The sequence below is a fragment of the Bdellovibrio bacteriovorus genome (genome assembly GCF_002208115.1).
Lineage (GTDB): Bacteria > Bdellovibrionota > Bdellovibrionia > Bdellovibrionales > Bdellovibrionaceae > Bdellovibrio > Bdellovibrio bacteriovorus_C.
On the sequence record NZ_CP020946.1, the window covers coordinates 1,330,043 to 1,352,253 of the forward strand.

Annotated in this window: 21 protein-coding genes; 6 read left to right on the forward strand and 15 right to left on the reverse strand. The window is 51.8% G+C overall.

Translation table 11 applies throughout. The features are described 5' to 3' along the window. Positions 1 to 107: 107 nt before the first annotated feature. Together B9G79_RS06470 and B9G79_RS06475 are read right to left on the reverse strand one after the other, a co-directional pair. Positions 108 to 788 carry a hypothetical protein gene (locus tag B9G79_RS06470; RefSeq protein WP_088564793.1) on the reverse strand — a complete coding sequence of 227 codons (681 nt, stop codon included), beginning with the start codon at positions 786 to 788 and terminating at the stop codon, positions 108 to 110. Further along, positions 785 to 1,516, reverse strand: a complete 732-nt coding sequence (locus B9G79_RS06475; RefSeq protein WP_088564794.1) for a TIGR02147 family protein — start codon at positions 1,514 to 1,516, stop codon at positions 785 to 787. Before B9G79_RS06475 ends, B9G79_RS06470 begins: the two co-directional genes overlap by 4 nt. 92 nt (positions 1,517 to 1,608) lie before the next feature. On the opposite strand from B9G79_RS06475, the gene B9G79_RS06480 reads away from it, so the two are divergent. Next, positions 1,609 to 1,818: a helix-turn-helix domain-containing protein gene (locus B9G79_RS06480; RefSeq protein WP_088564795.1), complete on the forward strand. Its 210-nt coding sequence runs from the start codon at positions 1,609 to 1,611 to the stop codon at positions 1,816 to 1,818. Between the two features lie 11 nt (positions 1,819 to 1,829). Here the strand turns inward: B9G79_RS06480 and B9G79_RS06485 are convergent, their stop codons facing one another. From B9G79_RS06485 to B9G79_RS06500, 4 genes are all read right to left on the reverse strand, one after another. After that, positions 1,830 to 2,411, reverse strand: a complete 582-nt coding sequence (locus B9G79_RS06485; RefSeq protein WP_088564796.1) for a GNAT family N-acetyltransferase — start codon at positions 2,409 to 2,411, stop codon at positions 1,830 to 1,832. Continuing rightward, positions 2,383 to 2,691: a hypothetical protein gene (locus B9G79_RS06490; protein WP_038449787.1), complete on the reverse strand. Its 309-nt coding sequence runs from the start codon at positions 2,689 to 2,691 to the stop codon at positions 2,383 to 2,385. Before B9G79_RS06490 ends, B9G79_RS06485 begins: the two co-directional genes overlap by 29 nt. Positions 2,692 to 2,806: 115 nt before the next feature. Continuing rightward, a complete protein-coding gene (gene apaG / locus B9G79_RS06495) occupies positions 2,807 to 3,196 on the reverse strand; it encodes a Co2+/Mg2+ efflux protein ApaG (protein WP_088566801.1) in 390 nt (129 codons plus the stop codon). A gap of 51 nt (positions 3,197 to 3,247) precedes the next feature. Then, complete coding sequence (locus B9G79_RS06500) at positions 3,248 to 4,216, reverse strand: endonuclease/exonuclease/phosphatase family protein (protein WP_232469229.1); 969 nt, start codon at positions 4,214 to 4,216, stop codon at positions 3,248 to 3,250. Positions 4,217 to 4,333: 117 nt separating this feature from the next. On the opposite strand from B9G79_RS06500, the gene B9G79_RS06505 reads away from it, so the two are divergent. Together B9G79_RS06505 and B9G79_RS06510 are read left to right on the forward strand one after the other, a co-directional pair. Continuing rightward, complete coding sequence (locus tag B9G79_RS06505; RefSeq protein WP_088564798.1) at positions 4,334 to 5,878, forward strand: M17 family metallopeptidase; 1,545 nt, start codon at positions 4,334 to 4,336, stop codon at positions 5,876 to 5,878. Between the two features lie 160 nt (positions 5,879 to 6,038). After that, positions 6,039 to 6,593, forward strand: coding sequence for a hypothetical protein (locus B9G79_RS06510; RefSeq protein ID WP_038449782.1), 555 nt, complete (start codon positions 6,039 to 6,041; stop codon positions 6,591 to 6,593). Positions 6,594 to 6,629: 36 nt separating this feature from the next. Here B9G79_RS06510 and B9G79_RS06515 read toward each other — a convergent pair whose 3' ends face one another. Together B9G79_RS06515 and B9G79_RS06520 are read right to left on the reverse strand one after the other, a co-directional pair. Continuing rightward, the gene (locus B9G79_RS06515; RefSeq protein ID WP_088564799.1) at positions 6,630 to 8,036 is read right to left on the reverse strand and encodes a hypothetical protein; all 1,407 of its coding nucleotides are present in this window, start codon (positions 8,034 to 8,036) and stop codon (positions 6,630 to 6,632) included. Then, on the reverse strand, positions 8,036 to 8,647 hold the full coding sequence (locus B9G79_RS06520; protein WP_088564800.1) for a DUF502 domain-containing protein: 612 nt from the start codon (positions 8,645 to 8,647) through the stop codon (positions 8,036 to 8,038). Before B9G79_RS06520 ends, B9G79_RS06515 begins: the two co-directional genes overlap by 1 nt. A gap of 169 nt (positions 8,648 to 8,816) precedes the next feature. Here B9G79_RS06520 and B9G79_RS06525 point away from each other — a divergent pair, with 169 nt between their 5' ends. Next, entirely contained in the window at positions 8,817 to 10,694 is a 1,878-nt protein-coding gene (locus B9G79_RS06525; RefSeq protein ID WP_088564801.1) for a S8 family serine peptidase, read from the forward strand. A gap of 101 nt (positions 10,695 to 10,795) precedes the next feature. On the opposite strand, the gene mgtE is transcribed toward B9G79_RS06525, so the two are convergent. The 4 genes from mgtE to B9G79_RS06545 form a co-directional block, all read right to left on the reverse strand. Further along, the gene (gene mgtE / locus B9G79_RS06530) at positions 10,796 to 12,139 is read right to left on the reverse strand and encodes a magnesium transporter (protein ID WP_088564802.1); all 1,344 of its coding nucleotides are present in this window, start codon (positions 12,137 to 12,139) and stop codon (positions 10,796 to 10,798) included. 75 nt (positions 12,140 to 12,214) lie between these two features. Continuing rightward, positions 12,215 to 14,077 (reverse strand): ABC transporter ATP-binding protein, encoded by a 1,863-nt coding sequence (locus tag B9G79_RS06535; protein WP_088564803.1) that lies wholly within the window; start codon positions 14,075 to 14,077, stop codon positions 12,215 to 12,217. Continuing rightward, positions 14,070 to 15,863: an ABC transporter ATP-binding protein gene (locus B9G79_RS06540; RefSeq protein WP_088564804.1), complete on the reverse strand. Its 1,794-nt coding sequence runs from the start codon at positions 15,861 to 15,863 to the stop codon at positions 14,070 to 14,072. The genes B9G79_RS06535 and B9G79_RS06540 overlap by 8 nt, the downstream gene beginning before the upstream one ends. Further along, positions 15,860 to 16,489, reverse strand: a complete 630-nt coding sequence (locus B9G79_RS06545) for a 2OG-Fe(II) oxygenase (protein WP_157678746.1) — start codon at positions 16,487 to 16,489, stop codon at positions 15,860 to 15,862. The genes B9G79_RS06540 and B9G79_RS06545 overlap by 4 nt, the downstream gene beginning before the upstream one ends. Positions 16,490 to 16,520: 31 nt before the next feature. On the opposite strand from B9G79_RS06545, the gene B9G79_RS06550 reads away from it, so the two are divergent. Beyond that, a complete protein-coding gene (locus tag B9G79_RS06550; protein WP_232469230.1) occupies positions 16,521 to 18,029 on the forward strand; it encodes a flavin monoamine oxidase family protein in 1,509 nt (502 codons plus the stop codon). A 56-nt stretch (positions 18,030 to 18,085) separates the two neighbouring features. Here the strand turns inward: B9G79_RS06550 and B9G79_RS06555 are convergent, their stop codons facing one another. The 3 genes from B9G79_RS06555 to B9G79_RS06565 form a co-directional block, all read right to left on the reverse strand. Beyond that, positions 18,086 to 18,601: a hypothetical protein gene (locus B9G79_RS06555; RefSeq protein WP_088564807.1), complete on the reverse strand. Its 516-nt coding sequence runs from the start codon at positions 18,599 to 18,601 to the stop codon at positions 18,086 to 18,088. Further along, the gene (locus B9G79_RS06560; RefSeq protein ID WP_088564808.1) at positions 18,602 to 20,317 is read right to left on the reverse strand and encodes a DUF2785 domain-containing protein; all 1,716 of its coding nucleotides are present in this window, start codon (positions 20,315 to 20,317) and stop codon (positions 18,602 to 18,604) included. Between the two features lie 153 nt (positions 20,318 to 20,470). Then, the gene (locus B9G79_RS06565; RefSeq protein ID WP_088564809.1) at positions 20,471 to 21,139 is read right to left on the reverse strand and encodes a hypothetical protein; all 669 of its coding nucleotides are present in this window, start codon (positions 21,137 to 21,139) and stop codon (positions 20,471 to 20,473) included. A 226-nt stretch (positions 21,140 to 21,365) separates the two neighbouring features. Between B9G79_RS06565 and B9G79_RS06570 the strand changes: the two genes are divergently transcribed. Beyond that, positions 21,366 to 22,169, forward strand: a complete 804-nt coding sequence (locus tag B9G79_RS06570; RefSeq protein ID WP_088564810.1) for a S1 family peptidase — start codon at positions 21,366 to 21,368, stop codon at positions 22,167 to 22,169. Positions 22,170 to 22,211 lie beyond the last annotated feature (42 nt).

The window sequence follows — 22,211 nt, forward strand, 5'->3', positions numbered from 1 at the left end:
CTTTCGGCTTCTGAGTTCTTCTCTAAAGCAAGTGTGCAACAGATTCCGAATTATATTCTTATATATTTGTCATGAACTTGCCTTGTTTTGAGGCGTCTTCTCTTGCGCTAGGGGGTATAGGGGCGACAAGCCAGTCCTACTTCATTCAAATGGGATTGCAGCTCCAGGGATTTTGACTGGACGGGTTTTGCAGAGGCCAGTAGGGCCGTCAAATAGCGGACCTGCACGGTGTTGTTACTCCAATGGGGATTGAGAATCTGATTGCGCAGCAGGATTTCATGCAACACCAAGGTCGCCTGTTGAAAGGCGTCCATTTTTTTCCACAAATCCAGATTGATGATGTAACGGGGCTGATTCGTGCTGAAGCGGGTTTTAAGCTGAATGGCCACCTGTTTTTTCTGGCAGTTCTTGGGTACCACGAAAGAAGTTTCATCATCGACTTCCCGGAACTCATGGTTTTTTACATACTGGAACTCACTCCAGAAACGAGGGTCGTTGACGTAGCTCATCAGGCACTGGTGGAGTTCGGGAGTTTTTTTACGGAGGGGGCGCAGCAGATCTTCCACCGCGTATTCAATTCGGTATCCGTGAGAAATTCGCAGTCTGTTTTCTTCAGGGTGAATGTCAAATCCGTACAGTACGTTTCTTTCAAGGATGTCCAGCACCTGAGGTGCCTTGTCGGGGCAAAGGATGACGTCTCCGCCGTTACAAAGCTCGTCGCCAGCTTGGGATAGGGAAGCAAAAGAAAGTGCCACAAGCAGGCCGATGACAGGTGTTAGAATTTTCATTTGGAAGCCTCCGTTATTTTGCTAAGTGGAACAAGTTGCAGGCCCAGAAGATAAACTTCCGTGGCGGGGGCGGTCTCTTCCAGCAGTGCTGCCATCTTCCGTCTGAACAGACGGATCTCTTCTTTGGCTTCGGGAAGTTTGTCCGGATTGATGGCCATGACCATGTGGGAAATATCGCGAAATTCGACCGGCACTTTTTGCAAGGCCTTTTGGCTTTGCTCCATCATTTGATGATGCATGTTTCTTAATGTGGCACTGGGAATCTGAGCAGATGTGGTGACAAATCCGCTGGTGCGGCGATAGCCGGACTCTTCCTGTACTATGAGGCGCAGTCGAAGCATGCGGCGCAGGGCCTGATACACGTCCTTTTCGGTAATTCCCAGTCGTTGAGCAAACCAAGCGGGGTTGCGGTGGCCGCCATCTGTTTTGATCAGATTTAAAATAGCCAAGTGGTACCAGTTCTGGATGACTTGAAGTTCGTCTTCGCTAAGAACCCGGTCGGGGCGAGTGGGGTTGGCGGTGCCAGCCTTCATAAGAGATTCTGGGGGAGTGATGTTCAGGGCCAGAGCAATCTTGTTGGCGTAATAGACCGTCAGAGGTCTGCGCCCCTGAAGAATTTCAGAAACTCGGCCCGGGGGGATCTTCGCACGCAGGGCCAGGCCTCTTTGAGAAATGCGCCGGGTTTTGAGTTCAAGCCGAACTTTGTCCAAATATTCCAGAGTGTCCAAACATGCTCCCAAGGTTCTGCTAAGGATCGAAAATATAAGGGAAAGCCGTTAAAAAGTGAACAACTCTCTGTTGTTTTGGCACGATTGAGCCCATGGATGATCAGATTGTGTTGCAACTGAAACGAGAATTTGCGCGCCGCCGCGCAAAAAACCCGCGCTATTCTTTGCGCTCGTTTGCAAAGTCTTTGGGTGTTTCTGTCAGTGTGGTGTCGCGTTCTCTGAATGGAGAAACAGTTCCCGGCCCTCGCAACAGCAAAATCATCGAAGAAGCCCTGGCGAAAACAGCAGCCAAGAACAGTTGAACTTCCGGCAATTACTTCTTGGAAGAGCGCAGATCCTCGCAGGTCAGGGCCCAGATCTCCATGTCCTGCCACTTTTTATGAACCAGCAGGCGGCGTTTGCTTAAGCCTTCTTTGCGCATTTTCAAAGCCTTGGCGACCTTGATGGATTTTTTGTTCGTCGGCGCGATGCCGGCTTCCACCCGGTGAAGTTTCAATTTTTTAAAAGCGATGTCGATGCAACCGCGGGTGGCCTCTTGGGCAAAGCCATAGCCCCAATAGTTGTTGAAAATACGATAGCCGATATAGGCGTTCTGGAAAATCGCGCGGGAAATATCCATCAGGGTGACAAGACCAATCAGCGTGCCGTCGTCTTTCAAAAACACACCGAAAGAATAAAAGTGATCACGTGCGCGCTGGTCTTTTTCAGACTTCAGAAGCTCTTTGAATTTTTTAAGGGTCAGTTCACTCTCGTCCCAGTTCGTTTCATCCCATTCATTTTGCGGAGGACGCATACTGGAATAGGCCTGCACCCAGTTTTCATAATCAGTGGCTTCCAGGGGGCGCAGGATCAGGCGGGATGTTTTTTTAACGATGGGCAGATCTATAGACTTCATTGCTGACGAGTCTAAGCGGGATGCGCTCCAGGTTGCAATAGTAATAGGTCAGATTGTGCGAGCTTTTCACCACGGCGGTGTGAGGTTCGTGGCCAATCATTTTTACGGTGATTTTGACCGGATGGTCCTTTTTGATTGCGACCAGTTTTGGGGTGAAATAGTTGGTTCTTTGGCCTTCAACCCAGATCTCGGCACCTTCTTGTTCAGACACGACCATGCACAGGCACATATCAGGTTTTTCGAGGCCCAGGAGTTCTTTGAGATTCTTAAACCACGTCATAAAACGCCCCCAACGAATTGCCAGAGGGTTTAGCACGGCTTTCTTCGCAATTTCCAGCCAAAAACTGAAAACTGGACCAGGTAATGTTCAAAAACGAATTAGGAACAGCAGGGAATTAATGCAGCGCCAAAGGAGCGATCAAATAGAACTCTGGCACTTCCACCGAGAAGCTTTCGCCGCTTTCGCCGACGAAGAAATAACGGCCCACCATGCTGCCGGTGGACGTCGTCAGCGGGCAGGCGCTGTCGTATTCAAAGGTCTGACCCGGTTGAATTTTGGGCTGTAATCCGACAACACCGGGGCCACGAACTTCTTCTTTTTTGCCCAAAGCATCGGTAATGATCCAGTGACGGCTCATCAGCTGGGCAGGAGTGGTGCCGGTGTTGGTGATGGCAATTTTATAGGCAAAGAAATGGTAGCCTTCAGACGGGCGCGACTCTGTTGGTACATAGACCACTTTCGCAGTGATTTGGAAATCCGGGATCGAAGTTTTTTGCATTGCCATAGTGACATTCAGGATAAATTTGACCGTGAAAAACGTCAATATGTTGGCTTCTTATTTCAAAGGAAGCTTCTCAATTTCGAACACCAGCGGATAATGATCCGAGGGGAGACTTAATTTGGCATCCATATTGCGGGGAATGTCGTGAGCCATGCCGAACTCATCTTTGTACCGATGCACATAAGCTGACGCCGGCTTCAGATAGGGGTGCAACAGAGGTGGGATAAAAACAAAATCAATTTGTCGTCCGTCGGCCCGCGAGGAGTTTCGGACTTGATAGAAGGTCGCTCGCTGCTCGGCTTCCAGTTGCGCCACTTCCAACACGTCGCGCAGTGAGGTGAGGGTGTAAAGGTCTTTAAACTCCTCATCCGTTCCGGTGATGCTGGCGTTTCCGTTAAAGTCCCCGGCGACCATGACGGGCACTTGCGGATGGGTCTTTTCCAGTTCCTGATAGATTTCGATCAAAGTGCGCAGCTCGGCCTGACGGCGCTCAAAACCGTTCGGATCGATGCGTTCTGGATCCAGGCGGGATTTTAGGTGCGTCAGCAGGATGATCATGAAGGGTTTGTCTCGGTCAGTTTTGAAAAGCTTCAGCTCTACGACATCCCGGGAAAACTTGTGGCTGGTGGTGATCTTGCCGCCCTTGACCGGATAGCCGTGGGTCAGGCTTTCGCGTTCGTGCGGGTACAGGTAATTGATCAGGCGGTGCTTGTTGGATTGAAGGTCAAAATAGAACGGCAGTCCTTTGCGGATCAAAAAACCCACGTCGATATTGCGTTCCGAGTTTCCTTCAATCAGACAAGGGGAATAGGCCTCATCCATAAAGAGAAGGTTGAAGTTATTCAGTGACTCCAAACCGCCCACTTCGCACAGCATGATGATGTCGGCATTGATCTCTTTCAGGGCTTTGGCGATATCCTGAGTCTTTTTCAGGGGTTTGTTTTCATAAACCGAGGTGGACAGACGCTGCCAGTGAGCTTCTTTCAGGTTCAGAGCATCCTTGGAGGGGATTCCATCAAACATCAAAAACAGGTTCTCTGCATTGAGTAAGCAAAATTTTAGGTTTGTGGTCTCTGTCCACGTCATATTATGATTCTACGGAATATCACCCTAATCACAAACTAAAAGTGAGGATTTAAAGTGGCTAAAAAAGCGACTCCAGCAGCAAAGGCGGCGGGGAAGCTTCAATTCCATTCCTGGATTGAAACTTTCGACTTCGGAAAAGAACTTAAAGTAAAAAATGAAATGACAGGCTTTGTCTATTTCCTGGGAGTGGATGACTCTGCAAAGTTTGCTTCTTTGATTGAAGAACACGCGTTGGAATGGCAGGCAAAGTCCCTGAAACAGAACGACCGTGAGGTCGTTTATTTCGCAGGAAGCAAGGGCCCGGTTTGGATTCTGCGCCCGCGTAAAAAAGCGAGTGTTGGCCATGACGGTCTGATTGATGAAGCGGCTTATTCCTGGGCCCGCGATCAGTTCGGAACTTTGGTAAGTCAGTTGAAAGCACACCACCTGAAAGGTGTTCAAATGGAATTCCATGGCACCGAAGGGGCTCAGGATCTGGGCGCCTTGGTGGGGATGGATGTGGCAGTTTACAACTTCCGTCAGTTTGTTGACGGCAAGCAACTGACCGATCTGCCAAAAGTGGCTTTGAGAAAATCCCTGGGGTCCTGGGACAAGGCTGTGGTGAAGGATGCGATGCTGCGTGCCCGCGCGGTGAACGTGGCCCGTCACATGGTGAACTTGCCACCGAACGATCTGAATCCGAAATCTTTCGCGGAAATGGCGACCAAACGCCTGGGCTTCCCGAAAAACACCAAAGTCACTGTTTGGGACACCAAAAAACTGGTCTCTGAAAAAATGGGTCTGCATGTGGCCGTGGGGCAGGGCGCGGAAAACGGTCCTTGCATGGTTCATTTGAAATACCGCCCGGCGAAGAAGTCTTCTTTGAAGCCGGTGGCCTTTGTCGGTAAAGGGATCACCTTTGACACGGGCGGTTTGGATATCAAACCAAGCTCTGCAATGCGCCTGATGAAAAAAGACATGGGTGGCGCGGCCAGCGTGATTGCTCTTGCTCAGTGGGCAGCGGAAAGCAACTATCCGGGGCCTTTGGATTTCTATCTGGCGTTGGCTGAAAATGCGGTGGATGGTAAATCCTTCCGCCCGGGCGATGTGATCACGGCCCGCAGCGGGATGAAAGTTGAAATCGACAACACTGATGCCGAAGGCCGTTTGGTTCTGGCGGATGTTTTGGATGTGGCCTGCACCCAAAAAGGTGCGGAAGAAGCGGAGCTGGTGATTGACGTGGCGACCCTGACGGGCGCTATCAAGGTGGGCCTAGGGGCCGAAATCGCGGGTCTGTTCTCGAACGATGATGAACTGGCTTCTGCTTTGACTAAAGCGGGGCAGCGTTCCGGGGACCTGAACTGGCGCATGCCTTTGTTTGAAAAGTACTGGGGTGACCTGTCTTCACCATTTGCGGATTGTAAAAACTCCGGTGGTGGATTCGGTGGGGCTATCACGGCGGCCTTGTTCCTGCAAAAATTCGTGCGCGGAAAGAAGTGGGCGCACTTGGATGTGTATGCGTGGACGGACAAAGCTCATGGGGCTTTGCTTGCCAGCGGCGGCAGTGGTCAGCCGGTTCAGTGTCTGATTGAGTTCCTGAACTCTCGCGTGTCCAAGTAATTTTATCTTGAAAAAGTATGTAAAAAGCAGCGTGCAGAAATGCCGCTGCTTTTTGTTTTTGGGGGCACTCTGACACCGAAAGCGTTGGCCCTGATCTTGCTCTAGTTGTTTTCACCTTCTTCGATGGGGCGAAGAGGTAAAACACCTGGGGGTCTTTGTGATGTCACTTATTAGAAATTCTTTGGTATTGGGTCTGTCTGCTGCCTGTTTCCTTTTTGCTAACAGCGCAGGCGCGCAGGAACGTGGTCAGGAACGCTCTTTGGAGCGCATCCGCATCCTTGAAACCCGCGTGAATCAATTGGAGGGCATTATCAGCCAGATCAACCAGCGCGTTTCCAATCTGGAGTACAATCAAAGACCGGAACCTTACCCTCCGGTGGCTGCGGAGGTGGCCTGCATGGTGACCGACACCGGATACAGCAAAGTCTTTTTAGGTAAGGGGCGTATAAAGCTTGAAGCGGAAGCTGCGGCTCGCGAAGCCTGCGGCAAAGCGGTTCATTCCAGCTACTGTCAAGGGGCGGTGAAGTGCTCTGATCCACGTCAGGATCGTCCGATTGCAGGCGCTATTTGTATGTTGACTGATACAGGTTACGCAAAAACTTTCAAAGGGGAGGGGAAATCATTGATAGAGGCTGAATACAATACTCGTAAACAATGTGGCGATCAGGTGCACCCATCTTACTGTGTGGGTTCCATCCGCTGCGAGACTTTCTAGGAATTTAAACTTAAAATTTGAAAGGACCTTCGGCCTCTATTTGAGGCCGAATAGTTTTTTGGATTTGATCAAATCGCGAGCGCTTGGCGGGACCAGTTGCTCCCATTTGGAATCGCCCGATTCAATCATCTTCATCACATCTGCAGAGTGCAAATAGTCGCCAGTTTCATCGCAGCCGGAAATGTCCACGATCTGCTTGTTTTCAATGAAATGAGCATAGATATGGCGCAGGTGCGGGGACGGGAAGAAGCTTTTCGCCGTCAGACACAGGTTTGGTGTCTTGTGCGGATAAATGTACAGTTTGGTTTTTTGCTCTAACAGTTTACCCAGGCCCTCTAGCAGGCCGCCTTGCAGGTTGCTGTAGTGCTCTTCAGTAAATAGTTTGTTCAGGTGGCTTGCCCCTACAACCAGCGCCATGAAGTGCGGGTTGTAGCGACGGATAAAGCGCTTTAGTCCATAGAACAGGAAGAAATTGGAAATCATAACATGCACTCCCTGACTGGTCAGGGTTTCTACGCGCTCCAGGAAATCCTTTTCATTGACGTTTCCGTCCGTGATCAGATTGTGCATGGTCAGTTCCATGATCGGCAGAACCTCCAGGGCCTTACCCTCGCTTTTCAGGACGTCGTCCTTCATCTGCTCAAGCCCTTTTTTCAGCACATCCATGTGAGTCACGGTCACCGGACGATAGGTTCCACGCTGAATCAATAGCGACTTGCCATAGATGGCGTCAGACACATTCAGGATCTCATTTTTCGGCGAGAACAAGATGGCTTCCGCCAGACCCCGGCGCACGAGTTCCAGATTCATCAGACGCACATCGAAGTGCTTCACGGCAGAACCCGAGAACTTGATAACATCAATGATGATCTGACCGTCTTTCAAGCCTTCCGCCAGCAGGGGAATGAAGTCCTCAGACTTGTCCAGATGATAGAACGCGCAGTTCAGAAGGTTCACCCCCAGGATACCCAGGGCTTCCTGCTGCTGCAGACGATGGCGATCCAGCATGCGCACATGCAGAATGATTTCGTTGGCCGGCCCGCCGGGTTCCGATTGGAAACGCACACCCATCCAGCCATGAGATTGTTTGTTGCTGCCGGAAGAGGCCGTCGCCACGGTGTTAGCCAGAGCAAAGAATCGGGAGGTGGCGCCACGCGGGCCAGTCAGGCGGTCGATCAAAAGACTGTATTCATGATCCAGCATCTTGTACAGACGCGGTTCGCACACGTAGCGGCCGTTGGCCTCTTTGCCATAGATGTCATCGCTGACAACCATGTCATAAGCGGAAATAGTTTTCGCAATTGTCTGGGACGCTTTACCGGCCTGGAAAAAGTGACGGGCCACCTCTTGTCCGGCGCCAATTTCCGCAAACACACCATAACGACTGGTGTCCTGATTGATACGACGGGCTTTGCTCAGGGTGTTTTCAGAAGAATCAGACATTACTTTTTCTCGCCTTCGTTTTTGTCGGCCTTCACCCAGCCGGTGATGGCAAGACTCATGGCTTTTTCAATCGGCATGTCCAGCGGAGTGATGCGATTTCTTGGGATCATCAGGGTGAATCCACCCAAACCATAGCTCATTGGAATATAAACAGCGACGCGGTCCCCGGCATTTTGTTCAATGGCAGGAACATCTTTGAAGCTTTCACGGGTCACAAGGCCCATGGCACGAATCGGGTTTTCACCTTCGCCAATATCGACCAAGACAACTTTTTGCAATCCGCCCGGACCGCCACCTTTTGAAAACAGATTCATTAGGTCGCGCAGGGGACTGTAGATGGCTTTGATGAAGGGAACTTTGGTCAGCTTTTGTTCGAGTTTCTGGAAGATACCGCCCGCCAGCAGGTTGTTCAGCATCAGACCCAGCAGAAGAATCAGAACAATCGTGATCAGGAAGCCCAATCCCGGGATATAGATAGGCAGAATTTGGCGAAGAGCATCCCCCAGGAAACTGTCTACAATCGCGACGCCAGCGTAAATGATATAGATTGTCAGTGCGATCGGCAAAAATGTAACGAGGCCCTGCAAGAAGATCTTCTGAAGTTGTTTCATAGCTAGATGTCCTGTTCTCTGATGACCTATCGGCATTAAATAGATATCAGCTAAGCCCGCGGTCTTCAAGTTCTGACGCTGTCTCACTGTGAGGCACAGAATAAAAATAATTTGTCTAAATCCTCCTCGACTTCCGGCCGAATAGTAACTGAGTGGAAAAGGAGAACCGGTGACGCCGATTCTAAGAGGTCTTTTTATTTCATTGATTCTGATTGGGTGGAATGCGGGGGCGCAGTCAGCTCCTGAAGTGGTTCCTGGCGAGTATCTGATCAAGTTCAAGGCCTCTTCCGGAGGACCTGGATTGGCGCAGAACAAGCTGCAGGGGAAAGCCAACTTTAAGGCCGCCTTCCCGGGCCTGGGTGTTTTCCAGGTTTCCATGAAGTCTGACATGGACGAAAAGGCCATGTTTGAGGCTTTAAAAAACGATCCGGACGTTGAGTATATTGAGCCCAACTTTGTTTTGAAGAAGAACGAAATCGAACCCAACGGTCCTGTAGAGCGTCTGTCCTATGAGGACGTCGTGGCCTCAGGCTATGTTTCTTCCAATCCTTCGGTTTATTCCCAGTCCACAGCCGATACTCGGGTTGCGGATTCCTGGGCTCAGCAGTCGCCTTTGGACTCCTCGCACGGCAAGGTGATCGTGGCGGTGGTGGATACGGGGCTGGACAAGGCCCATGACGTATTTAAGCCTTACAGCTCCGGCGGTACCGGAGCCCTGTGGATCAATCAGATTGAAGCCAACGGAACTCCGGGCGTGGATGATGACCAGAACGGTTATGTCGATGACATCAACGGCTGGAACTTTATTTCCAACACCGGAAATTTCTATGACGATGATGACCACGGAACCCACGTGGCGGGGATTGTCGTTGGAGCCGGGCAGAACATCTTTGCCCGTCCTCTGGCTGAATCCAAAATCCAGATCATGCCTTTGAAATTCCTGGGGGCAGGGGGCTCGGGCTCCACGGCCAATGCCATCAAAGCGATCTATTATGCTGTGAACAACGGCGCGCGCGTAATCAACAACTCCTGGGGTGGTTCAAGTTACAGCCGCTCTTTGCACGATGCGATCACTTATGCGTATGACCATCATGTGCTGGTGGTCTCTGCTGCCGGGAACTATGGCAGCAACAATGACTCAGCTCCGATGTATCCGGCCAACTACGATGTTCCAAGCAACATCGCGGTGGCTTCGACCTCCAAGTGGGATGACCGCTCGGGCTTCTCGAACTATGGCAGCTACACGGTTCACATTGGCAGTCCGGGTGAATACATTGAAAGTACCGTTCCAGGGAACGATACGATGAAAATGTCCGGAACCAGTATGGCTGCTCCGTTTGTGGCCGGCATGGCGGCTTTGGCTTTGCGTGAAGCTACAAGTCTTTCCGGTTATCAGATCAAACAACTGGTGTTGCAGTCCGCAGATCAGGTGTATTCCCTGAACGGAGTTGTTTCTTCCAGTGCGCGTATTGATGCTTTAAGTCTGCTAAACGGGGCGCAAAGCATGGCATCGACAATGGCCTCCCAGCCTTCGTACAAACCGTCTTATCTGTCAGAGCGAAGTGTCGCTTCTGACGGAGCTGCTGGCGGCGGCGGTTGTGGTCTGGTTCGCTCTGTTGTCAGCCAGGGCCCGGGCTCTGGTCAGGGCGGTGCCGGCGGCGGTGCTGCGGGTGTGGTGTTTGGATTGTTGATGGTGCCTTTGATCTTGTGGCAGGTTCTGCGTGCCCGTGATCCGAAAGCGCGCCGCAAACACGAGCGCTTCAAGATGAGTTCTGAAATCCGCGTTCAGGTCGGTGACCGTGAACTGGTGGGTTCTGTGAACACGATTTCCCAGGGTGGTCTGTCCTTCAATACGGATCAGGCTCTGGAAAAAGGCGGTATCGTCACCATGCGTATCCAAAGCCCGGATGGCCACGAAGTCATCGAGGTGCAGGGGCAAGTCGTGTGGTGCGAAGAAAACAAAGCCTACGGGGTGGCATTCGAAAATGCCCGAACCGGAACTCTGGCTATGATTCGAGATTGGACCAGCGGTTTAATCAAGACTTAGTGAGTGGTGAAAAATAAGAAATAAAAAGGGAGTCGAAAGACTCCCTTTTTATTGCTGCTATTTTTGCTGCGCTGTGGGCCTGAAAAAGAACCAGGAACCTTTTAGAGCAGGATGCCTGACAGGAAGAAGGAGGCGGCGGTGAAGTAAATCACCAAACCTGTGACGTCGACCAGCGTGGCAACGGCCGGGGCGGATGCGGAAGCGGGGTCAAAGCCGACTTTTTTCAGGATGAAGGGAAGCATAGAGCCTGAAATAGTTCCCCACAACACGACGCCCACGACGCTGGCTGCAACCGTCAGACCCACTTGCATGTAGTGGGCGGTGTACAGGGTTTCACGATTCGGCCACAGCATGATTCGAATGAAACCAATTGCTCCCAGCACCAGACCCAGGCAGGCCCCGGTCATGATCTCCCGACCCAGAACACGCCACCAGTCACGCAAACGCACTTCGCGCAGGGCAATCGCACGAATAATCAAAGTGGAAGCCTGAGAACCCGAGTTACCCCCCGAGCTGATAATCAAAGGAATGAACATGGAAAGCACCACAGCTTTGGACAGTTCATCCTCGAAGAACGCCATGGCGGTCGCCGTGAACATTTCCCCCAGGAAGAGGATCATCAGCCAGCCACCGCGCTTTTTTAACATCTCCAGCATCGAGATCTTCAGGTACGGAGCATCCAGGGATTCAACACCCCCGATTTTATGGATATCTTCCGTCGCTTCTTCCTGAATGGCCGTGGCCACGTCATCGAACGTAACGATACCTTTCATGATACCGTTTTCATCAACAACCGGGACGGCCATCAGATCCTGTTGCGAGAAAATGCGACCGATTTGTTCCTGGTCCATTTCAACGGGAACTTTCAGAACATCCGTGTGCATGATCTCGGCAATTTTCTTTTCCGGAGAAGACTGGAACAACTCACGGAAAGAAACCACACCCAGAAGCTTCTGGTCCGAGTCCAAAACGTAAGCGTAATAAATCGTTTCAACGTGGGTTTTCGCCTGAATGCGGATGTAGCTGATGGCTTCATCCACGCTCATGTCAGGGCGCAGACGCACGAAACGGGAACTCATCAAGCCCCCGGCGGCGTCTTCTGCGTAAGCCAGCAGAGCCGTGACTTCACGTTTGGTCTGAGGGTCCAGCAAAGACAGAATGTCCTCGCGGTGATCGCCACCCATTTCCTGGATCAAATCGGCCACGTCATCGGGGGCCAGCAGGCGGATCCAGGATCTTTTTTCAAGATGAGTCGCTTCTTCGATCAGTTCGGCCTGATCGTGGGTTTTAAGACTGAGGAAAAGCTCTTCGGCTTCGGTGCGGGGAAGGTCTTTGAATTTTTCACGGCGTTCAGCCGGACTAAGGGCAGACCAGCTCTCAGACAGACTGAGAACTGTGTCTTGATCCTGGACTTCGATGTTGTTCTGGTTGTTGTTGCTGTCCATGTCGCCCCACCAGTTTAAGAATTATGCTTTGCCCGATGAAATACCCCTTATCATCGGCAGGGGCAACCCTAATTGTTAGACCAGTTCTGTATTTTTAAAGCGAGGCAGCACTTCGGATGTCGGCCCCAAAGCTTTGATCTCGCCATTCTGTAACCATAAGATTCGATCACACTTTGCCAGTGTCGACAGACGGTGGGCAATGATGATCTGGGTGCGATCCGAGAAGAACTCTTCGGTCGCGCGGACCATGATTTCTTCAGACTGCGGATCCACCGAGCTGGTGGCCTCATCCATGATAACAATCGGGGCCTGTTGCAGCAGGCAGCGCGCCATGCACATAAGCTGACGTTCCCCCAGTGACAGGTTCTTGCCTCGTTCTTCAATGCGCATGTCCAAGCCGCCGGGCTGAGCCAGCACCCAGTCACGCAAGCCCACCTGTGCCAAAACAGAAAGAAGTTTTTCTTCGGTCAGGTTGCCTTCGATGTCCAGGTTAAAGCGCAAAGTCCCCTGGAACAGAATGGGTTCCTGGGAAATAAAGGCCATGGATTTACGATACAGATTCAGGTCGACGCCGTTGGCAGCCGCAGTCAGTTTAGGCTGATGCGTGTTGATGGCGATCTGTCCTTTGTCGATCGGGTACAGATAGAACAAGGCTTGGATCAGACTGGATTTGCCGGACCCGGTGCGTCCCACGATGCCCAGGCGTTCGCCGGCTTTTACGTCAAAATTGACACCTTTCAGGACCCAAGGAAGGTCTTCGCGATAGCGGAACCACACATCCTGCACTTGCACTGAGGCATTGCGTTCTTCGGTGAGGCGGCGGGTGGACAGGTACTTTTCAACACTCGGGGAATAGGTCGGATGCCCGGTCGCAAACGTGGCACTGGAAGGCAGCAAGCTGCCTTGTTCGATGTTCATGCGCATGTACTGATCCAGACGCTCAACGCCGATCATGGCTTCTTCAAACTGGGTCAACCATTCAAAGAACATCTGCACGGTGTTTCCGGAAAGCGCGATAAAGGCAAAGGCCACACCCACGGACCCCACCGTCGCCCAGCCTTTTTCAATCATAAAGTAAGCCGACACACCCGTCACCAAAAGCAGCAGGGCGGTCAGGCTGTTCATCTGCAGGGAAAAGCTCAGCAGGCTTTTTGTGGTGTCCATCTTTTGTGTCAGGAAGTGGCTGTCCAGGCGTTCAAAACGTTCACTGAAGGACTGCTGACGGCGGAATGAACGAATGGTGCTGGCCCCTTGGGTGGTTTCTGCAAAGTGCGCGATGCTGGGCGAGCGGCTGGCCGACAGTTCGCGACGGGCCGTGCGCAGTTTTTCCTGATTCAGTTTGTAAATCAGATAGTTCATCAAGGCGATAAAGACCACGAAGATCAGGTACACCGGATTGGCCACGGTGATCAGAATGATCATCATGGTCAGATCAAAGATGATCGAAATAAATTCGGCCAAAGGTCCCCCGAACAGACGGAAGACGTTGCCATAGTCACTGGAAAAACGCGTGATGATTCGTCCGGCCGGAGTGTTGTCAAAGAAACTCATCGGCAGGCGGGACGTGCGCAAAGTCACTTCATCATAGAATGAGGAAATCGCCTGAGCCGACAAGCGCGAAAAACTGACCCGGAAGGTCATCGTTAATATAAAACCTGTCACGGCCATCACGCCCAGCAGGGCGATCAACTGGGCAGAGCTGAGGCCCGACAAGATATTCTCTTTGCCAACGATGGAATCGACCCAATAGCCGATCACGTTGGTGTTTGCCAGCAGCAATCCACGTCCAGTGATTCCCAGAATCAGACACAGGACAATGCGCGTGAAGAACGGGCTGTAGGCAAATTTCAGGGTTTCATAAATGCTCTTGTTGTATCCGCCGTCTTTTTTCGTGTCACCGTCGCTCAGGTATTTGGCTTTGATAGGGGCACTAGACATGAGGCACCTCCGCTTTCTTTGCGGATTCTTTTTCAGTGGCTTCTTTGGCGACACTGGTGGTGTATTCGCGGAATTTTTCGTTGCGCGCCAGCAGTTCTTCGTAACTACCGGAATCAATAATCTGACCGTCTTCCATGAACAAAATACGGTCCACGCGGTGAAGCGCACTGAGACGGTGAGTCACCAGCAAACGGGTGCGGTCCGCCCAGGCACCCAGCAAGAGTTGTTCAAATAATTTATGTTCCGTATCGACATCCACCGCGCTCAGGCAGTCATCCAGCAGCATGATCGGGGCTTCGTGATAGTGTACTCGCGCAAGTCCCACACGCTGCTTCTGGCCCCCGGAAAGATTCACACCGCGTTCACCGATTTCAGTGTTCAGACCTTTTTCCACGCGCTCGGTGTCCAGGTCAAACTGCGCCAGACGCAGGGATTCCTCCACCATCGGATCCCGCTCGGCTTCGATGTCGTACAAGAAGGCCACGTTTTCGCGCAAGGTGGCGTTCATGATAAAGCCTTCCTGTGGGACATAGGCAAAGTGCGAACGAACATCATCAACAGAAATCTTCAGGGCGTTTTTGCCACCCAGATGATAGAAGTCAAAATGAGCCCCGGTTTCTTTTAGCAGCGACAACAGCAGCATGGATTTACCAGCACCCACTTCGCCAACAACGGCGACAAATTCCCCGTGAGCGATATCCAGATCCACATTGCGCAGGATCTTTCTTTGGGCCACAGTCAGATTCAAGCCGCGCACCTGCAGGGCGTACTTGTCGGCCAGCTCTGCCTGACGGCGCTCCTGGGAGTTTTCCGCGGTTTCATTGTTTTGTGTCGAGAAGAATTCTTCCAGACGGCGCAGGGACGTCCAGGAATCAAAGGCAAAAGTAAAGAACCACGGCATTTGACGGAAAGGGCGGGTCAGGAACACCGCCACAATCCAAAGCAGTGCCAAAAGTTCGCCACTGGTCAGGGTGTGCTTTGAATAGAACACCAAAGTTGCCAGGGCCACCACATTCAGGAAGAACGTGATGGAGGTGGAAATGGAGTTCATCATCTGACCGTTGGTGACCATGGAAACACGGTTGCTGGTTTCGATTTCACGTTTGGCGAAGATGTTGCTTTCAAAGTGATGGGTCCAGCTAAGAATGCGGATGGTGCGGATGTTCTGGATCCACTCATTCACCAGGCCAATGCGTTCCGCCGCCAGTTGTTTGAAATTAAAAAAGAACTTGGACTGACGAAATGCCATGAACGTGTTTAAGCAGGAAATCCCCAGCATCATCAGCACCGTGGGCCACAGAGGAATATCAAACAGCAGTGAAATTGCAAATGGCGCCAGAATCAGCGGGAATATCGTGGAAGCACCCGCGGGCAGGGTCTGATCCAAAAACACCGTGGCCCCTTGCACGTCCGTGGCGTACAGGGAAACAATTTCCCCCACCGGGCGGCCGCTCATGGTGTCGACACGCAAGTGCAGGGTTTTGTTGTAAAGACGTTTGGCAAAGACCTTTTGCATGTGCAGGGCCTCGCGAACACTCAGGAAGTTTGTCAGTTGCGAGAAAGCCTGGGCCAGCAAAACACAGAAGAAAGCGCCAATGATGTAAGACAGGGTGTGATCAAACTGGATGAAGTGCAGCTTGCTTTCGACTCCGGTCAACTGGTCGATGAATTCCTTCTGAAAGAAAGGACCCATCAAGCCCAGAACCGCCGCCACCAAAGAACAAATCAGAACCGTGATGCGGGCGTGAATGCGAGTGAAAACTACTTCTGCGAACAATGACTTCATGATGCGTCGTTCCTAAACCAGCCAGTCAGACTGAGCCGGGGTGAATGACTCTTTTCCACCTGATGGGGAAAGAGATCGCTGCGGAAAAGGACCAATGTTCCAAGGCGGGGTTGCACTTGCGCCAGCAGAAGGTTTTCATCTTCGGGGCTGTACAAACTCAGTTCTCCTCCGTCGCCTTTTTGCCAGTGGGCATTGAGGTAGAGGATGAAAGTGATCCGTCTTGCGCCGGAACCGCGGTGGTTGTCGATATGCTTATCATAACCTCCGCCGGGAGGATACAGGGCAAAGTGAGATTCAAATCTTTGGAGACCCAAATAAAAATTCTCATTCAGTTTTTGGCGCAGAACTTCAAGCTGAGCCAGGAACTGCTTTTGCAAATCCGAGCCCGTGTCCTGCTCCAGCCACAGAGTGAAATCACCGCGAATTTCCGCGTTCACCGTCTTGGTGGCAGAGTGACCGATGGAGGCTTTGTTCAAAGCGCCGGCAGCGTGCAGATTTTGACACTCGTGGGCGAGCGCCTGACAAAAATCCTGTGAGAAAACCTCGGTGGCGACGGCCCAGTGATGGTCCGCGAGGTCATCAAACATTCTATCGAGATTTGTGAGATTGATTTGATTCTGCTTCAAAGTGTTGCCATTCTATGCAGGTGAGGGATTGATGGCAAAAAGTTCTTTTACTCGTCGCGAGTTTTTAAAAATCTCGGCCCTGGGGTCTTCGGCTTTGGCATGGGGCGGCTGCGCCAGTGCCGAGCGATTCTTCATGGGGGATTCCCGCGACCTGCGCAGTGAAGTTGTCATTCTGGGGGCCGGAGCGGCCGGCCTGGCTGCAGCTTTTGAACTGAAAAAGAAGAAAATCCCTTTCCGTATCTTTGAGGCCTCCTCACGTGTGGGGGGCCGCGTGCAAAGTGTTCCCGTGTTCGGTGAAGCAGGCCCCGTGGGCGAACTGGGGGCCGAGTTTTTTGACAACTCTCATGTGCAGTTGCTGAGTCTTGCCAAAGAACTGAATCTGCCCGTGCGCGAAATCAAAACTCCGACAGATGTGGAAGCACACCTGTTTTCCTTTGATGGCAAACAGTACCGTGTGAAGGATCTGCTGCCACGACTCAAAACCCTGCAGGCGCCTTTACGCCGTGTGCGCCTGGATCTGTATCGCGACCAGGACGTGGTGCTGAGTTACAAAAACGCCTTTCAGTTTGAGCGCGCCGCTTACTATGACACTTTGTCTTTGAAAGACCTTCTGGAGTCATGGTCCTCGGAAGTGGATCCGGTGCTGCGTCAGTTGATCGAAGTGCAGGCGGTCAGTCGTTTTGGCGTGGATGCGGCAGATCAGTCGTCTTTGCATTTCCTTTCCACCGTGGACGCTGAAGGCAGCTCGCTGCTGGGTGCGCGCACGACCTATCGCATGGAAGGCGGGCTTTCCAATCTGATGCAGACTTTGGCTTCCCGAGTGGCCGGTGTGATTCCGGACTATTCCGTGAAGATGAACATGGCCCTGGTGGAAATGTCCTTTGAGAATGAAACCTTCGAGCTGACTTTCCAGGGACCGCAGGGCAAAGAAACCTTCCGCACGCGCAGTGTGATCTGCACGATTCCGTTCTCAAAACTGCGTGAAGTGAAGGGCTTTATGGATCTGGAAATTTCCAACCTTAAAAAAGAGGCCGTGCGCACTCAAGAGTACGCGACGCATTCCAAAGGACTGATCCCGTTTGCCAGCCCCTTCTGGAAGAATCGCAGTGGCTCAACGCCAGCGAATCTTGGGAACTTCACCGGTGACTTCCTGACCGAGAAAATCTGGGACTCCGGGCGTTCTCAGGCTGGCACGCAAGGTCTTCTGACCTGGCAACGCGGAGGCAGTGCCGGCTTGAAGGCCGGGGCCGCTGCCACCGAAGAAACATTGAAGGACCTGGGTTTGTTCTATGGCGAAGTGCCGACAAAATTCAACGGCCGCGATCAGATGGTGAACTGGAAGCAGCGCAAGTGGTCTTTGGGGTCCATGGCGGTGTTTAAACCAGGCCAGTATATGAAGTATCGCGGGGCTGCCGCCGATCCGGAATTGAACGGGCAGTTGCTGTTTGCGGGCGAACACACCAGCCTGCGTTTTGCCGGAACCCTGCAAGGGGCGATTGAAACCGGGCAGAGGGCCGCGGCGTCTGTGTCCTTGGGATAAAATAAAAAAAGGCCCTGAGTCAGGGCCTTTTCTTTTTCTGATTTTTCAGTTCAGAACTACTTCACCAGATTGATTTGCAAAGTGCCGGCTTCGCCTTGAGCCGAGATGAAACCATCAACATCGGTTTTGTTGATCGCGTTGATCAAAGAGCTCAGACGGTTGCCGGTGGCGGTCATGCCCTGAGGCACGGAACCATCCGCGTTCACCCAGCTGTAGTTGGCTTGCGGGGACACCACAAACACCACGATGTTGTAAGAAGGACGGAAGCCCTCTTTTTCCACCTGTACGGATGGCAAGCTCATGGAATCAGCAGAAATGTAAACGGTGCGCGCCTCTTTCACCTGAGAAATAGAGATTGAGGAATTCTCGGTGGAGATGAACGGGCGGGAGCCGACAGCATAAAGAACCGTCAGGTACTGACCGCGATAGTTGCCCAGTTTGTTGACCTGAAGGGACGGGATCGTTTCAAAGCGTGCAGCTTCTGCACTTCTTTGTGATACCGAACCACTCATAAGGCCCAGACCGATGATCAGAGTCAAAGCATTGATGATAATAAGTTTGAGGGATCTCATTTAGTTTGCTCCTGTTTTCGCGTAATCCAGATACATGATCAGGTGACCATTTGGATCCATCATCACACGATTGATATCCAGTTTAATTCCCAAAATCTGCGGTGGCAGTGGCAGGCCGCCTGGAAGGGCTTCTTCCGTCTTGGCCCAGTTGGCACTGCGTTTTTTCAGCTCGTCCTTCACACCTTCACGGACTTTGCCTTTGAACAGCTTGCCGGCTGTCGAGATGTACTTGTCATCCAGGTACATGCTGTCAGTGTCGATGGAGTACATCAGCAACTGCATGCCGGTCTTATCACTCAATTGGCGCAATTTTGCAATGATATCGAAGTCCACCACGATGGTGTTTTTCAAGAACATGCTTCCGGGCTTGATTTCGACGGAAACTCTCAATTTAACGAAGGTTTCCGTAGGCTTAACCGCCACACCGGCTGGAGTTTTTACATAGTCAATCAGTGGCGTCGCGACCAGTTTCAAAACGGAACCATCACTTTGTTTGATCTGTTCGAAGTTTTTGCGCTCGAAAGCCAGTTGCAGAACGCGGTTGATCAGGGCGCGGTCCACGCTCAGGCCGATGTCATAGTTTTCCTGGGTCACGGCCGTGAAAGACGGAGCCCCACGGGAAGCGTGCGATTTCACCGGAGCACTCTGAGCGTTGATCGGATCTTCCACATAGGTGGTCAGATCCACATTCAGGGATTTCTTAAGATTCAGGCTTTGCAACTGCAAGCCCCACTTGAAAGCGGGACGGGTGTCGGTCGGTTCCTGACCTGGGGCTGCCATGTCCTGAACCTGTTCTAAAGATCCACCCAGGAATTCTTTGGCCTTCTGATTCAGCATGGCCGGCAATTGCGTGCGGGCGAAGTCACCGATGCTGCCGCGGACTTTTTCAAGAATCATCGGAGCCTGGGACTGGAACAGTCTTTCCAGTTCCTCGTTGTTCACATAGAATTTCTTGCCGTTCACTTCCACGGCGAACTGCGGAACGATCAGACGGCCGTATTTCAAACCCAGGGGGATGGAATCAAAGTTGTTGGAAATCTCCAAAGCTTCAAATTCAAGTCCGCCCAGGTTGTTCATGCGCAGATAGAATGGCAGACGGATTTTCAGAGGCATTTCCTCATCCGCGGCCTGCAAAGTCACGTCTTCAAAACCGGCTTTACCCAGGAATTCGTTTTGAGTGTCCCACGCCACCACGGATTTGGTGGAGATCGTCAGTTTTTTGACTTCAAGTTCAATCGCCAGGATGGCGCCATCACGCTTACCCAGAGCTTCCATCAGAATTTCATCAGTCACCAGACCAAAACGCGAGAACTTCGCCACGTAACCGGATTCACCGATTTCAATAGTCGGTTGGTGATCATTCATCGAGAAGCCCACCAGCCAGCGGGTCAATAGACCGCGCACCTGCTGGTACATTTTGACCATTTCAGGATTCGCATCCATGAAGTCGTCCATATTGATGGGCTTTTCAGCGGTGTAGCTCATCGCCGGGAAGTAGCCCTCATCCAGTTTCACGCCGACGTTACCCAGGATTTCGCTCAAGCGGTTGTCGAAGTATTTCATCCCGCGTGGGGTGATTTGCACGCGCACAGCATTGGGCATCAGATGCTTGTTTGCAATCTGCGGATTGGCGTCCGTGATAGCATGGGCATTCAGACTCTGCAAAGTCAGCAGAAGTGGGATCAGCATCTTGGATGTATGAAACCGACGTACCATTTTTTCGTCCTCATGGTTAGGGGCCTTTCGGCCTCAGCCACTAGTTGCAAAGCAGATTCCAATTTGAGACGGCCTCAGAAGCAATTAATAGGGGACAGAAGCTTCTGCCGGTGTCCAAAATTGATACAGGCGCCTTTTAGCGGCGCCTTAAACTTATTTAAGCAGACCCGCGCTTAACGCCAGGGCTTTTTCCATTTTCTGGTCCGCTTCGGCGCGGATTCTTTCTGACAAGCGGGCCTCCAAAAGATCGGCGTTGCCATCGGCCCCAGCCAGTGTTTCCAAAGAAGTCTTCATCGTGCTGTCAGCGGCAAATTCAAAAGAGCCTTCCAGAATGGAAGTCGTTTCACCAGAAGCCATGAAGAGCGCCAGAGAAGGGTGGCGGTCCGCTTGGAAAGTGCTTTCTGCCTGAGTGTAAGAGGCTTCTTTCAATGCCTTTCTGGCTTCGGCATCCCAAAGCTTCAGTTCTTCCATATCCGATTTTTTGCTGTCGACCAGGGCTTGCAGCATCGGCAGCGCCGCCAGGTCTTTGGCTTTGGCGAAACTCAAAGCACGCGTGCGGGCCTCAGCGCAAGAGTCGGAGGTTTTAAGGATCTCTTGCACGGCGGCGATGTGCTCTTTGTGTGACGCTGTCGTCAGGATAAGATCGCGAACCGAGCCTTCCACTTCCTGCAGCAGGTACTGAGCTTTCAGGGGATGCTGGGAGCTGTAAAGGGACTGTTCCTGATGCAGACAGTTTTGGATCTGGGAAACATCAAGGCCCGCCGCCTGGGACAGGGAAGAGCCGAACATCAGACAAAGCACCGCAATCTTAGTCATTTTCATTTTCTTATCCTTTGGAGGGTAAATCTTTGAACGGATTGAAATACTTCAAAGTGGGGACCACCGCGCTTGGCGAGCCATTGCGATCTGGGCTGTTGTGGTTGTGGCGGTGGGCCCAAAATTGTCAAAAATCAGGACGGTAGGGTAAAAACATCTGGGAACACTTTTAATAGGAGGCGCGGCGGGACTTTTTTTGATAGAAGGGGAGCGCTTTTAAAGGAGTGCTCAAATGCTCAAAAAGATTTCTTTGATGATGGTTTCGGCTGCGATGTTGGCTGCCTGTGCGGATCAAAATGCCGCTCAAATTCAGGCGCAAGGTACCCAGGATGTTATTGGTGGCGACAAGGTTTCTGCCAACGATATCATCGCTCGCTCTACCGTGGGTCTTTACGATGAAAAAGCCGGTGCTTTGTGCTCGGGGACTTTGATTGCTCCCCAGTTGGTTCTGACGGCAGCTCACTGCGTGGATCCAAATTCTGACAAGCTGATTGTTTTCTTCGGTCAGGAAATGAAGGGTCTTGATCCTGCGAAGGTTCGTAAGACGGTAAAAGCTCTTCAGCATAAGGACTACAATCCTGAGCGCGTGGAAGACACGGCCGACGTGGCTTTGGTCAGATTTGAAGGTGCATTGCCTGCGGGTTATGCTCCAGCTCCATTGTATACAGAATTCAACCAGTTGCAGAAAGGTTCCAACGTTGTGGTGGCGGGCTTTGGTTTGAACTGGGCTTGGGGTGTTAAAAAAGGTGCAGGGACTCTGCGCACAACGGAATTGAAAGTGAAACGTTCCCTGTATGGAACAACTGAAATCATGCTGGATCAGTCCATTCGCAAAGGTATTTGCAGTGGTGATTCCGGTGGTCCTGCGTATGTTCAGAAAGACGGCCGTCTGTATTTGATGGGTGTTGCCAGCCGTGGGGACTCTTTGCCAATTCCTTTGACTCCGGACTGCTTCATGATGTCCATCTTCACTCGCGTGGATGCTTACACTCCATGGATCGCAGAAACATCTGCATTGTTGATGTCCATTAAGTAATTCAGATTTGAATAGTTAGAAAAAGAAAAAGCTCCCGAAGGG

Coding starts and splice junctions, on each gene's coding strand:
- B9G79_RS06470 (WP_088564793.1), bottom strand. CDS start 788: ATGAAAATTCTAACACCTGTCATCGGCCTGCTTGTGGCACTTTCTTTT.
- B9G79_RS06480 (WP_088564795.1), top strand. CDS start 1,609: ATGGATGATCAGATTGTGTTGCAACTGAAACGAGAATTTGCGCGCCGC.
- B9G79_RS06485 (WP_088564796.1), bottom strand. CDS start 2,411: ATGAAGTCTATAGATCTGCCCATCGTTAAAAAAACATCCCGCCTGATC.
- B9G79_RS06490 (WP_038449787.1), bottom strand. CDS start 2,691: ATGACGTGGTTTAAGAATCTCAAAGAACTCCTGGGCCTCGAAAAACCT.
- apaG (WP_088566801.1), bottom strand. CDS start 3,196: ATGGCAATGCAAAAAACTTCGATCCCGGATTTCCAAATCACTGCGAAA.
- B9G79_RS06500 (WP_232469229.1), bottom strand. CDS start 4,216: ATGTTTGATGGAATCCCCTCCAAGGATGCTCTGAACCTGAAAGAAGCT.
- B9G79_RS06510 (WP_038449782.1), top strand. CDS start 6,039: ATGTCACTTATTAGAAATTCTTTGGTATTGGGTCTGTCTGCTGCCTGT.
- B9G79_RS06515 (WP_088564799.1), bottom strand. CDS start 8,036: ATGTCTGATTCTTCTGAAAACACCCTGAGCAAAGCCCGTCGTATCAAT.
- B9G79_RS06520 (WP_088564800.1), bottom strand. CDS start 8,647: ATGAAACAACTTCAGAAGATCTTCTTGCAGGGCCTCGTTACATTTTTG.
- mgtE (WP_088564802.1), bottom strand. CDS start 12,139: ATGGACAGCAACAACAACCAGAACAACATCGAAGTCCAGGATCAAGAC.
- B9G79_RS06535 (WP_088564803.1), bottom strand. CDS start 14,077: ATGTCTAGTGCCCCTATCAAAGCCAAATACCTGAGCGACGGTGACACG.
- B9G79_RS06540 (WP_088564804.1), bottom strand. CDS start 15,863: ATGAAGTCATTGTTCGCAGAAGTAGTTTTCACTCGCATTCACGCCCGC.
- B9G79_RS06550 (WP_232469230.1), top strand. CDS start 16,521: ATGGCAAAAAGTTCTTTTACTCGTCGCGAGTTTTTAAAAATCTCGGCC.
- B9G79_RS06555 (WP_088564807.1), bottom strand. CDS start 18,601: ATGAGATCCCTCAAACTTATTATCATCAATGCTTTGACTCTGATCATC.
- B9G79_RS06560 (WP_088564808.1), bottom strand. CDS start 20,317: ATGGTACGTCGGTTTCATACATCCAAGATGCTGATCCCACTTCTGCTG.
- B9G79_RS06565 (WP_088564809.1), bottom strand. CDS start 21,139: ATGAAAATGACTAAGATTGCGGTGCTTTGTCTGATGTTCGGCTCTTCC.
- B9G79_RS06570 (WP_088564810.1), top strand. CDS start 21,366: ATGCTCAAAAAGATTTCTTTGATGATGGTTTCGGCTGCGATGTTGGCT.